We start from the raw sequence: 12,988 nt of genomic DNA on the forward strand, positions 1-12,988 counted from the left end.
CTACTCAGAAGCCGGGCAAACGAGGCGTAGCAGGGAGACTATCCCTGATACGGGCAGCCTCTTCCTCGGCTCGTCTTCTTGCTTCAGCCTCTGCTTCACGCTGGGCCCGCTCAGCTTCTGCTCTGGCTGCTTTTTCTGCGGCTTCGCGCTCGGCTTCCAGGCGTTTTGCCAACTCTTCAGCCTCGCGCCGGGCCTTTTCCTCTGCTTCTATCGCACGCTGCCGGGCTTCGTCCTCTGCTGCTGATAAGTACTCGTCAGCTCGTTCGGTTATCTGTTTCTCCAGATCACTCAAGGCATCTTCCCAGTTATTGTAAGGGCCGGTGATCTCCTGCTGGAAATCATTCATTATAGCCCGGTATTCTGCCAGACTGTTTTCATATCCTTGATATCTTTCAGTAAGACTATCCAGACGGTCAGTGTAGCTGTCGAGCCTGGAAAGCTGTTCATCAACACGCCTCCGAAGTTCTTCCTCTGCCATGTTCTGAAACTGCTCCCACTCGGAACGCAGAATTTCCTCAAAGCTTCCTGATAGAAGATCGTCAAGGTTCGTTGAAATATGCACATCGGATATCGAGCTGTCTGCAATAACAGAGGACATGGAGATGTTTAATACATCTAAACTGCTTATGATATCCTGGAGAAGCTTATCAATTCTCTGATTTCCACTTTCGATTCTTATGTCCGGATCAGGTATATTAAGCTGCATAAGGTTTTCCATATTGCCTGCATCTTTAAGGTCCGTTGTCCAGACAAGATCCGCAAGACCTGAGACCGCCACATGGCCAATTGATGGTAGTTCATGACTTATCTGTACCTGAAGGCCGATATAGGAAGCCCTCAAATCTAGCGGGTTACTGTTCGGTGAATGCAGGGGTAAATATGCATCAAGTTCAAAGCGTCCATCAGCAGAACTCCGCTGATAGCTGAAGCTGGTAGGCTGTTGTATGAGCCCGGGGTAGCTGCTTAGTTGAAGTATTTCAATAGAGGTTTCAGCAGTGTTTGATCTGAACGACGAGGCACCACGCCCGATGTAAAAACCAGGATACTCCATGGTTGGAAATACAATATCCATTCCCCCTCTTTGGGCTGAAGCGCTGCGTTCACGAGTGCTGGGGCCGGATCTGTTCTGAAGTTCCTTCAAACGTTCTATGAACACGAATACCTGTTGTATTCTTTCAACATGCTGCCAGGCTGCATCTGTCAGGAATACCGAAGCGGCTTCAGCCGCAATGCCTGCTGGATCTCCGACTGCACCGTCAAATTCCAGGCGAACAAGTCCTATATCTGATGAAAGGCTGCTGCTGATAGACGAAATCTGCTCGGAGGTTTGTTTAAGATCGGTCTGACCGTTTTCTATTATGCCTGAAGCAATCTGTTCTGCTCTGTTAATTTGAGTCTGCAGCTGTGTGAATAGCGTTCTGGCAGCTTCTATATCTTCTATTGTGCGGAAGTCCCGGGGCCGCATTGCGACAGCCTCCCGGCTTGTCAATTCCAGATCGGTGGCTACAGTATTGAGAGTTTCGGCTTCGCTGCTCCATTTTTCAAATACCTCGGCAAATTCTTTCTCAGCCGTTTCAATTTTTTGAATGAATTCCAGTTCTGATAGGTAGTCTGTAACGTAGCTGCTTATATCATCACTACTGAATGATGGAATGTCCAGCAATCCCCTGCCAGAAGCTTCAGCCTCAGGTGAAGCTGAAATTCTGCCGTAGTCATCTGTTTCTGTTATTGATAGTGCTCCGGAACTGCTGCGGGCCCGCCCGAAGTCAACGGCAGCAACACTCATATCCAGAATTGCAAGTTTTCTTTCGAAGAGAGAGGGCATATGAATGTCCAGCACTGCATTTTCTGCGTTAAAGAGGTTGAACATCGGGTTGCCAACGTCAGCAACCGACAGCGATTCAATCTGGATTGTACCTCTAAAAAGATTCAGGCTGAGTCCCTCAACTTCTGCTTTTGCCTGGAACAGGTATTCCATTCCGTCCTGAAGGGCATTACTGACAAGAGTGTTGAGGAAGAATAAATTGAAAATCACAGCCCCCGAGATGACAGCAATGGGGACACTCAAACGCCCCATTCTCAGCATACCTTTATTTTTTTTGATCTGTTTTGCGAGCTTTGAGAGCCGCTTCCCTGTTTTAGGATCGATATTCTGCGCAAGCTCTATTGTTCCTGCATCATTTTTAAAAAAGTATGATTCCAGGAATTCACGGTCCTGGGGTAGATGAAGCTTCAGAACAAGTTTTTTGCGGAATTTCTCAGGTCTGTATTTCTTTCTGAGCATTCCAGGTAGTTTTTTTTCTGCCACATCAGCCTCCGATTACTTCAAAAAAGCCTGACCATTGCCGGTAAGCGTTCAGGAACTTTGCGACCAATGGGGTCTTGTATATTTTCTGCATGATTTTACTGCCCGCAATTCCGGGAATCAATTTATTTCTTATCGGAATCACTAATGCCTTTACTATTATGAAAACGGGTAGGAAAAGCAGAAACCCGCCTGCCAGTCCGCCCATGACAATCGTATTGTAGAAACGTGTATACGGCATGAGAGGAAGCTCATAGACTTGGCTCCAGAAGGGGTAGAGCTGTTCATTCAACAATATCCAGCGGCCTATTTCATGAAGTGCTGGATCTGCGGCTGCTGCTATAAGAGAAAACAGAGCGTAAGCAAGCAAAGCCATAGCCTGATTGACTTTGACCAGAAAAATCATAACAAGCAGAAACCAGGCAACAGGTGAGCCGGTGGGAATCAGAGCGGCCCATAATCCCAGTGCTATTCCTCCGGCAAGTTCACCGGGTCTCTTATTGGAATACAATGCCGCAAAAACCTTGGCAATAGCTGAAATAATCATAAATTCTTCCCCCGCAGAACAGTATTTGCTCCGACAGACCAGCAGACAAAATAGTTCGATTATGCCATAATACTAATATGATTCTATCAGGTAAAGAGATCCAGAAACGCCTCGGTGGTGATATCCGAATTGATCCGTTCAGTGAAGATCAGGTCAATCCTAACAGCTACAATCTAACATTACATAACGAGCTTTTAGTCTACGAGAATTATGAGCTTGATATGAAAATGAATAATCAAAGCCGCAAACTGCTTGTTCCGGATGAAGGGCTGCTGCTTGAACCGAACCGATTGTACCTTGGCCGAACAATTGAGTATACCCAGACCCAGAACCTTGTTCCGATGCTTGAAGGACGGTCGTCAATTGGTCGGTTGGGCTTGTTTGTACATATTACCGCAGGTTTCGGTGATGTAGGTTTCAGTGGTTTCTGGACACTCGAAATTTTTTGCGTACAGCCAATCAGGATATATGCTGGTGTCGAAATCGCCCAGGTTTTCTATCATACAATTGAGGGCGAATATGAGAGTTATACCAGTGGTAAATACCAGAACAATAAGGGCATTCAACACTCTATGTTATATAAAGATTTCGAGAAAAAAGAAAAGCAGCAGCTGGTTTGATACAGCTGCTGCTGGTAACAGTCTTTTAATCAGTTCCGTTTTTCAGTAATTCTTCCAGACCGAGAGGGCGATAACGGCCATTCTCGAGTGTCATTCCATATACATCAACAAGCAGTTCGTGCAATCCGGAGTTCAATCGATCTGCTTCCTGTTTCAGTGACCTGATTTTGCTATCCTGACATTCTTTCAGTTGTTCCGGCATTCTGCCGCTGGTAAGCATGGTTTCGAGCAGCAGCTTTGCAGCCAGAAAACGCTTGTATTTATTAATTCCAAAAATAAGCGGGCCATCAAGCATACCGATTACTTCCCATGTAACCTGTTCAGCCTGGGAGTACTTTCCCGGATCCTTATCCTGATCACTCAGCCGCACCGGCAGCCGGGAAATAATTGATTCAAGATGTTCAACCAGGTAATCAAGACGAAATAAACCCGTCGCAGCATTAAAAAGTATCGGGGTACCGCTTTGTTCTGCTTCTGCCAGAGCTTCAGGAGCGACTGCTGGACCAATATCACCGCAGGTGAGTGTTCCATCTGCCTCGCGTACAAGAACCCCGCCTTTAACATCTACCGGTGTCTTGAAAGAAAACTCGAATGCAGCGGGACGTCCGCTCAGGGCAAAATATGCAAGACTTGCGGGTTGTATAGTGAACCCGAGGTTATCAACGTTTCCTATATATGCGAAGCGTTTGCCTGCACTGTAGAGCTCTCGGTAAATGTTCGACAAGACCTGGAAATTCTGTCCATGACCACCTGGGATAGCTACTGGAGTATTTTCCTTCCCGTAGGCTTTGTCAAAAATAGTACGGGGACTTCCATCTGAGCTGTGTGAGAAGGCAGACAGGAGCGGCTGCATTGCGTCCTTCACCTGTGTTATATCAATTCCGGTGTGCTCAATCAATTCTTTCAGAAGCGGACTATTTCTGAACTCCTTATAGGAATCAAGAAGTTCCTCTCTTGTAAAAACACTGCTCATCTGGAACATAGGTGCTGCAGGCAGTGTTTTGCCTGGAATCGCTCCGAAAGTCTGCTTGTACGCAAACGCGTTCAGAAGCAGGCTTCTCATTTTAAGTTCAAGGAATGAGAAACCGGGACTTCCATCGGGATGTACAAAAGCTGGAGTCAGCCCCTTCGGTTTCTTCCGGGCATCTTCAGCGATGGAGGAAAATTCATCTGTGAGTGCATCAAAAATATCAGCATTTAAACCGCGGTTCTTTTTAGTGTCACAGTAACTGGTTGCCGATCCGCCATTCAAAACCCCATAAGCTGTATATGGGACAAGCGCCAGGCCGAGTAGTTCAAGTTGACTGTGGTCAAGCAATACTTCTTCACCAGCATCGGCAGGGGTTTCAATAGAGCAGGTCTGGAGTAAAGCCTCGGCATTCAATCCTGCATTGCCGAGCGCTTCTCTCAGCTGACCGGCTTCAATCTCAAGACTGAGCCTCGAACTGGCATCTATAATATCATGACCGTTTATTCCCGGCAGGGTATCCATTTTTACCGGCTGTAAATGATCAAAATCACCCCTGTTTACCCGCTCGAGCAGTGATAGACTCATTTCGACATCTACACCGGCATCGATAAGTCTCTGTCTGAGAATCTCATTGATTTCAGTCATTGCTGCCTCCTAGAATCCTGGCAGCATTTGCTGCCCCGTATAAAGAAACATCGTAATTCTTGACTATGTAGACTGGTATTCCGGCAATCACTTTCTGGATATTGGGGTTGTAGTTCTGTAGAAAAGTTTTCATGAAGAGCTGGTCACCGGTAAAGAACTGCTCGTTTTTTGAAGCAATCCCGCCTGCCAGAAATAGTCCTGCGCCAGGAATAAGGGTTGCTGCTGCATTGGATGCAAAATTCGCGTACATTTTGACAAAATACTGAATAACTTTTTTGGCCAGTACATGATTTTCTTCAGCAGCTTTGCTGATGTGAGCCGGTCTCTCGAGTGGTGTAATGCTGTCGATCGCTTCAATAACCGGATCTCCGTTCCCTTCACCAAGACTTCGGAAGTAACGGTAAAGATTTCCTATTCCCATACCTGAAACAGAAAGCTCAGCACCTGGACGTTGCCCGCCAAGTTCCTCCTGCAGGAAACGGTAAAAGCTGATCATGGTTTCATCGACAGGAGACAGATCACTGTGGCCGCCCTCAGATGGAAAGGCATGGAAACCCTTGCTGCTTCTGATCAGAAAACCGACTCCGAGGCCGGTTCCAGCACCTACTGCCGCCATAACATCGCCATGGGGTGAAGGCATGCTGCCGTCAGGATGCGGAAGCGGACAGACTTCATCAGGGTCATTCAGGTTGAGAAGCGGAAGTCCGTAACACACAGCCGAGAAATCGTTGATAACAAAGACCGGAGCATCGAAGTGACTGGAGATAGTCGAGCCATCAACAGACCAGGCAACATTAGTCAGTTTGCAGATATTGTTACGTACAGGACCTGCAGCACTGAAACAGCAGGACTGGATAGCCAGCTGAGGATGACTGCTGCGGAAATCTTCCAGAGAATCCTGGACTGCTTCCTCAATACCTGACAGCTTCTGCGATGAATATCGCTTCTTCTGAACAATACGGAACGAATCCCCTTCAGGGGCCATCAATGCAATCGTTGTGTTCGTGCCGCCTATGTCTCCGGCGACTATTACTGTATCGGTTTTCATAGATACTATATTCATATCATTCTTGCGCTGGTTCCGACAATGGGTTAGTCTGTTAGCTGGAGGTTCTGATGGAACAGAATACCATGAAATATCGTTTGGTTACCCGTAGTGACTTTGATGGGCTGGTTTGCGGAATGCTTTTAAAGGAACTTGATCTGATTGATGATATCACCTTTGTTCATCCAAAAGACATGCAGGACGGGCTGATCGCTATTGATGGTCATGATATTACTACCAATCTTCCTTACGTCGATGGTGTTCATCTGGCGTTTGATCATCACCATAGTGAGACAATCAGGGTAGGCAAAAAAGATAATTATATAATCGAGCCAGAGGCTAAATCCGCAGCCCGTGTTGTATACAATTATTACGGTGGAGCAGAACGTTTCACCAATATACCTGCAGATATGCTGGAAGCAGTTGATAAAGGAGACTCCGCGGATTTCACCCTGGAGGAAGTCCTGAAACCGGATGGATGGCAGCTGCTGAACTTCATTATGGATGCGAGAACCGGACTGGGCAGATTCCGTAGTTTCAGAATCAGTAATTATCAACTCATGATGGAGCTGATTGACTATTGCAGGAATCACAGCGTAGAGGAAATACTCGAAACGCCTGATGTCAAGGAACGGGTTGACCTTTATCTATCGCATCAGGAGTCCTTTCAGAAACAGCTCAAGGAATGCAGCCGTCTGGATGGTAAGGTACTCATTGTTGATTTCAGGAACCAGGACACCATTTTTGCGGGTAATCGTTTTGTAAAATATGCTTTGTTCCCGGAGGCAGCTATCTCCATACAGGCTATGTGGGGTTTCAAGAAGCAAAATACAGTATTTACCGTAGGAAAATCCATTTTCAACAACAGCTGTTCCATAAATATCGGAGAACTTATGCTGTCCTACGGGGGCGGTGGACATGCCAATGCCGGGACCTGTCAGATCGATAACGACAGAGGTGATGAAGTGCTTGAAGAATTGATTAAGGCAATACATCATTATTGTGAAGATTAAAGAGGGATACAATGTCAGCTGTTAGCAATACAGGCCAGGTAGAGGCCTTTTTCCGAAATGTTGAAGAGGAATTGGTTAGTCTGCAAACGATTGATTCATTTGAAATGCTCAGGGAAATCATCGCCTATAGCGATAGACTCGGAGAATTTCCTCGGGAATTGATGACTGAGGACAACAGGGTTCATGGTTGTCAGTCAACCGTATTTATTCATACTGAATGTACAGATAAGTGCCTGGCATTTTCTGCATTTTCGGATGCACAGGTTCTCAGGGGGTATCTGGGAATTTTGATTGCAGGTCTGAATGGTATGAATCCTGATGATTTTCTGAAACATGCAGAATCCATTGTAGAGGGCTTTGCCAAACGTACAAATATAGCTGCAAGTGTGACACCGACCCGTGCCAACGCGTTCGGGAATATCTTCGAGCTCATGCAGAAGCAGGTTAAGGAACTTAATTCATGAAGCACAGATTTATTTTATTTCTCTCCGTATGCCTGTTTTTTGGTTCAGCTGCAGTACTGTCCTCACAGGAAGGCGAGCAGAACTCAAATGCATTATTCCGATTTGAGTCGGCAGCAAGCCCGGATATTATGTTTGCTGCTGGTCTTAACCCGGCAGCTCTTGGTTTCAGCAACACCAGTGGTTTCTTTTCAGAAATCAGTTACCCCTTGAATGAGCATAATAAAAGCATTCGCTATAACCCATTGCTTGCTCAGAGCAATACTTATCTTTCTCTGGTTTTGCCTGGGATTGGTCTCAGTTATGAGTCGTACAATCTACAAGGGACGGAAGATGAATCATATCTGACTGTTGGTGCCGGAGCACGCTTTGCCCGCTGGCTTTCCCTGGGATATGCAGCTCGCTATCGGATCGGAAATCTGACAGAAGCAGAATTTATTGCAGGCTTATTAATGAGACCTCATGCTTCATTGAGTCTCGCTGCGGCTTACAAGGCAGATTCTAACGATACATGGTCGGTCCAGCCTGCAGCTGCATTTCGTCCGCTCGCACTTCTGCCACTATCGGAGGGTACTGCTGAACGACTGACAATAAGTGCCGATGCCATGTATAATGCACAGGGAGCAATTGGTGATTTCTTCGGATTTCAGCAAACAGCGGTTACTCTCGAGATTGTACCGGGAATGTTTGTTTACGGTAATTATCACGCCGATCAATCGTGGTCTGCTGGAATGGATTTCTCGATTGGATTTGGCCGTAGCGGTTTCCGTGCTGTTTCAGATTCCAGTGAGATATCGATTTCATCACGCAGCAGTCTGGAATTTCCGGCTTACCGGACACTGCCATCACCGGCAGATTCAAGGATAATTGAATATCAGGGGACTCTCAGCTTTGTCGAGACAGAATCCTTTCAAAACATAGGGTCTTTCACGATGTCTGACGGACGTAGGCCTTACCGTGACTTCATTGCAGAAATCGAGACTTATAGCGACGATCCATCGGTCACAGCCCTTATGTTCAGGAACGTACAGTTTCAGGGCGATCTGGCAATAGCTACTGAGATAGCTGCTGCTCTGTCTGCATTCAGATCAAGAGGTAAGGATGTATTATTTTCACTTGAAGGAGCTGATAGCCTCACATACTATATAGCCGCAGCCAGCGGGGCTCAGATATATATGCGTCCTGGAAGTATGATTCTGGTACAGGGTTTCGGTAGCAGCCAGCTGTTTTTCGGCAATCTACTGGCGGGTATGGGAATCGATGTCATCGGCTTTGAGACACATCCTGCAAAATCAGCAAATCACTCATTGACCGAGAGCGCGTATTCCGAAGAAGCACGTGAGAATATTGAAGCATATCTGTCAGATGCCTATGCTCAATACCTTGAAGCTATAGCTGAGGGTAGAAGAGAGCAGCTAACAGAAGAAATTTCTGTAATCTGGGATGATGCACCTTTTCTGGTCATTGCTGATGCCCTGAATTATGGACTGATTGACGGTATCCTCTATGAAGATCAAGTACAGGAACTGATCAATGACCTGTATCCCGGAGCGGAGAAGGCCAGACCTGACCGAACCGTGACCCGTGATGCTTCCTGGTACCGGCCGAGAAACCCACGGATCGCAGTTATTACAGCAACAGGGCCAATATTCACTGGAAGCGGATTGACTGGAACCAGTATTGGCAGTGATACACTTGCAGCTCAGATACGTCAGGCCCGTGAGGATGATAACACCGAAGCTATTCTCCTGCGGGTAAGTAGCGGAGGAGGATCTGCTCTGGCTTCAGATATTATTGCACGTGAGGTATATCTTACCGTTCATGGACCGGATAGCAAGCCACTAGTTGTGTCCATGGGTTCAGTAGCTGCCAGCGGAGGATACTATATCGCGGCCTATGCAGACTATATATTTGCCTATCCTACGACTTTAACCGGATCTATTGGAGTCACCTCCTTGAGTATTCATGTCGATCGTCTTCTTGAAGAATGGAATATCACCTCTGAGCGTATTGAAACAAGCTCTTCCAGTGGGTTTCTGGATCCGTTCTTTCCATTGCGTGAAGATGATGCACGAGCGTACAGCCGGAGTATGGATGCAATCTATGAGCAATTCCTGACCGTAGCATCAGAAGGCCGTAAAATGGATCGTGATGAACTGGATATTCATGCCCGTGGTCAGGTCTGGACAGGCACACAGGCTCTGGATCGCGGATTGATCGATGAACTTGGCGGTTTCTATGACGCTTTATTGAAGACCCGTGAACTTGCAGGAATTGAGGGTGATTTTGAAATCTATAGCCCGTCTTCCTCCAGCTGGCAGGAACTCAGTGGAATGACTGCCGGTCTGGCTCGGCTGGTAATATCCGAACCGACGATTCCAGGACTGGATGGTCTACTGAACGAATACAAGCTCCTGAAACAACTGTCTGAAGAAGGAATATTGTACTGGACTCCGTTATCAGGGTTTATTGATTAATCAACCTGAGTAGTGGAAGACTTTCTGTTCAAGTTTCTTTCCGTAGTCCTTAAGGGATTTAAGAATAACACTGCCCCGGGCATCAAGTTCGGGGCTTTCCCATAGCTGCTGGATTCGTTTCAGGTATGTCTCCATTGTGAGTGCACTGCTGACCGGGGGTTGAAGCAGGCGCTTTGCACAGAAAGCCTGATACTGATCACGGTCCTTCTGATCAAGATGCTCCCAGGCATTTCTCCAGCGGTACCTGCGGAATAGTACAGGAATACGCTGGTCATGGCTGGCAGGCTGAATGTGCTGCAGTTGCTCTGCATTTGACGTACGGATTTTGAGAAACATTTCCTTGTCCTCATCTGCAAAGAATCCGCCGAATGGGCCTCCTCCATATATCATAAGTTCCGGATCGTCGGGGATATCCCTGACGGGCCCGGCGGCATATACAGACTGGAATTTCTGGATCAGCAGGGTATTGCGGTACAGCATACGGGCATGTTCGAAGCACTTTTTGATATCAATATTCAGCCGTGAAGCACTGCCTGCATCCAGTGCATTGACAGGAGTCAGTACAGGGCTGCGATTTTCATGGATTTCACTTACATGAATTCGCTGCTCGGGAGCCAGAACTTCCTTGCTGCTGAAAATTCTCCGACGGATTTCTTCTACAGGCAGCTCCAGTATAGGCTCGGGATCGTAACGGAGATCAGCTACGATAACTGCCTTGGGGTTCTCAGGGTTTATCCCGACAGGTGCAACAGCTGTAGTACAGCCCTCAATCCTTGTATGAATGCCTTCGGTATGCAGCACAGGTTTTCTGACGCCAATATCCAGCAGCTGTCGTACCTTGTCGCGTGTCCGGTGTTCCCACGCAAACTGGTACAGCCTTTGATTACTGTTTCTTATCATCCTGGCTATTTCAATGGTAGCATATACATCTGCAAGGGCATCATGTGCACCACTATGTTCAATATTGTTGGCTATTGTCAGCTGATCAAGCTTGAACAATGGTTTCCCGTCTACATGTTTCGGCCAGTTGATATTACCTGGCCGAAGATCATGGGCCAGACGCACTACATTTATCAGATCCCAGCGACTGTTTCCGTTTGCATAATGCCATGAGTAAGGGTCAATGAAGTTCCTGTAAAACAGATTTCTTATAAACTCATCGTCAAACCGGATATTATTGTAGCCGACCACGCAGGTACCGGGAGTCGACAATTCGCGGTGAATGGATTCAGCAAATTCGCGCTCCCGCAATCCGCGTTTCTGCACACTATCCGGTGTTATTCCAGTTACCAGACAGGCCTGTGGATCAGGCAGATAATCCGGAGTAAGTCTGCAGAAAAGCACAACAGGATCTGCAACCGGGTTAAAATCATAGTCTGTTCTCAGAGCAGCAAACTGTGCAATGCGATCGTATTTTGAATTGCGGCCGAATGTTTCCAGGTCGTACCATAGCAGGGTGTTTGGCATGAAATGATACTACTACATCAGAGAGCAAGATGCCACAGGACAGCAGAAAAACCCGCATCTGGTGTACAGTGAATAATGCCCTGGTCAAATGCAGGATCAAGGCTCCGTGATACCACCTGCTCTCCGTCATTTATAAAAATCTCCAGGGTCATTCCGTCCCGGAAAATTCTGGCTGTTCTCAGTCGGCTGCAGAGTTGATAAGGAATCAGTTCTTCGCGTCCAGGCTGTAATCCATGCTCCCTGAAAATGATTTGATAAACAGCCTTGGGGGCTATACCGAGATCAATTGTGCCGTAGCACCCCTGATCCTCTGCTTTACAGTCGAAATGAATTTCCAGTTCAAAATTCAGGCTGCTGTATACATGTGCTGATTCTTTATGCAGATCCAGCCTGAACTCATCTCTTCGCAGGCTTGTGATCTCCGGCCATGGCCGCTGGATCAGATGATTTTTCTTCTCTCCGCCAAGTTCAAGAACTCTAGGCAGGCTGAGTGCACCGCACCAACCATATCCTGCTGGATATCCACGCAGCCAGGCGATAAGCAGTGGATGCCTGCAGAATTCTTCTGTACAGAGAATATTACTGGCATATAAACCATTCTCATTTCCGCTGTCAGTATCCAGTATTCCGTGATGCTCTGGAATAAAACGTGCATTGCTGAGGTCAAAAGTACCAATCCAGTATTCTATTGAGCGGTAAGGAGAAACCAGAAGTACCCATTTATCTTCAATTTTTACAAAGTTCGGGCATTCAGGAAAGCGCATGCTGCCTGCTTCGAAGCTGAAAAGTTCAGAGACATATCGAAACTGATGCAGCGCCAGGTCAATAGCTTCATATAACAGCAATGTTCCGTGCCCCTCTCTGCTGGCGGCTATAACAACAAAGGTTTTACCCTCAGCACGAAAGAAAAACGGATCTCTCCAGTCATCATCTATGTGAAAAGGGGGCAGTGGTAATACATCACTGATACGTTTTACAAAATGGCTCAGGTTACTGTCGCTGACGGCCAGATTCTGCATGTTTCTTGTGGAACTATTCCCTGGATGTCCGGTATACAGCAGTGTAGGGTGTCCCTGGAAAGGTATAATTCCGCTACCCGACCAGCAGCCTTTCTCCTGCAGATGTTCTCTGGGTTCAAGTGCAATTGACAGGTCTTCAAAACGAAGCAGATCAGATGATTTACAGTGCCCCCAGTACATTGTTCCATGGGTATCATTGTAGGGATTATGCTGGTAAAATATGTGGTAGTTGCCTTGAAAAAATAAAGGTGCATTCGGATCGTTCATCCAGCCACCGGGCGGCGAAAAATGGTAGATTGGCCGCATGCAGTCGGTAGAAGCTCTTTCACTCAGCAGCGAGCGTGCTATGTGCGGCTGTGATGTGCTTTTCAAAATATGCATGCCCCTATCCAATCCCCGTAATTCAGTATAAGGCAGGT

10 protein-coding genes are annotated in these 12,988 nt (G+C 46.9%); 4 read left to right on the plus strand and 6 right to left on the minus strand.

From position 1 onward, the window contains the following. Window positions 1–4 precede the first annotated feature (4 nt). Both ACYQ2L_RS06665 and ACYQ2L_RS06670 read right to left on the minus strand, forming a co-directional pair. Window positions 5–2,308: a hypothetical protein gene (locus ACYQ2L_RS06665; RefSeq protein ID WP_460053037.1), complete on the minus strand. Its 2,304-nt coding sequence runs from the start codon at window positions 2,306–2,308 to the stop codon at window positions 5–7. A 1-nt stretch (window position 2,309) separates the two neighbouring features. Next, window positions 2,310–2,852 (minus strand): TIGR03546 family protein, encoded by a 543-nt coding sequence (locus ACYQ2L_RS06670; RefSeq protein WP_460053040.1) that lies wholly within the window; start codon window positions 2,850–2,852, stop codon window positions 2,310–2,312. 77 nt (window positions 2,853–2,929) lie between these two features. Between ACYQ2L_RS06670 and dcd the strand changes: the two genes are divergently transcribed. Continuing rightward, window positions 2,930–3,472, plus strand: a complete 543-nt coding sequence (dcd, locus tag ACYQ2L_RS06675) for a dCTP deaminase (protein WP_460053043.1) — start codon at window positions 2,930–2,932, stop codon at window positions 3,470–3,472. 25 nt (window positions 3,473–3,497) lie between these two features. Here dcd and ACYQ2L_RS06680 read toward each other — a convergent pair whose 3' ends face one another. Further along, on the minus strand, window positions 3,498–5,087 hold the full coding sequence (locus ACYQ2L_RS06680) for a UTP--glucose-1-phosphate uridylyltransferase (RefSeq protein WP_460053046.1): 1,590 nt from the start codon (window positions 5,085–5,087) through the stop codon (window positions 3,498–3,500). After that, the gene (locus ACYQ2L_RS06685; RefSeq protein ID WP_460053049.1) at window positions 5,080–6,135 is read right to left on the minus strand and encodes a glucokinase; all 1,056 of its coding nucleotides are present in this window, start codon (window positions 6,133–6,135) and stop codon (window positions 5,080–5,082) included. Before ACYQ2L_RS06685 ends, ACYQ2L_RS06680 begins: the two co-directional genes overlap by 8 nt. A 68-nt stretch (window positions 6,136–6,203) precedes the next feature. Between ACYQ2L_RS06685 and ACYQ2L_RS06690 the strand changes: the two genes are divergently transcribed. The 3 genes from ACYQ2L_RS06690 to ACYQ2L_RS06700 are packed head-to-tail and all read left to right on the plus strand — an operon-like array spanning window position 6,204 to window position 10,083. Next, on the plus strand, window positions 6,204–7,145 hold the full coding sequence (locus tag ACYQ2L_RS06690) for an exopolyphosphatase (protein ID WP_460053052.1): 942 nt from the start codon (window positions 6,204–6,206) through the stop codon (window positions 7,143–7,145). Between the two features lie 11 nt (window positions 7,146–7,156). Continuing rightward, a complete protein-coding gene (locus ACYQ2L_RS06695; RefSeq protein WP_460053055.1) occupies window positions 7,157–7,609 on the plus strand; it encodes a SufE family protein in 453 nt (150 codons plus the stop codon). After that, window positions 7,606–10,083 carry a S49 family peptidase gene (locus ACYQ2L_RS06700; protein ID WP_460053058.1) on the plus strand — a complete coding sequence of 826 codons (2,478 nt, stop codon included), beginning with the start codon at window positions 7,606–7,608 and terminating at the stop codon, window positions 10,081–10,083. Before ACYQ2L_RS06695 ends, ACYQ2L_RS06700 begins: the two co-directional genes overlap by 4 nt. Here the strand turns inward: ACYQ2L_RS06700 and sbcB are convergent, their stop codons facing one another. Together sbcB and ACYQ2L_RS06710 are read right to left on the minus strand one after the other, a co-directional pair. Beyond that, window positions 10,084–11,550: an exodeoxyribonuclease I gene (sbcB, locus tag ACYQ2L_RS06705; RefSeq protein ID WP_460053061.1), complete on the minus strand. Its 1,467-nt coding sequence runs from the start codon at window positions 11,548–11,550 to the stop codon at window positions 10,084–10,086. Window positions 11,551–11,567: 17 nt separating this feature from the next. Beyond that, a complete protein-coding gene (locus tag ACYQ2L_RS06710; protein WP_460053064.1) occupies window positions 11,568–12,950 on the minus strand; it encodes a glycoside hydrolase family 32 protein in 1,383 nt (460 codons plus the stop codon). Between the last annotated feature and the right edge of the window lie 38 nt (window positions 12,951–12,988).

It is taken from the genome of Spirochaeta dissipatitropha (genome assembly GCF_054657935.1).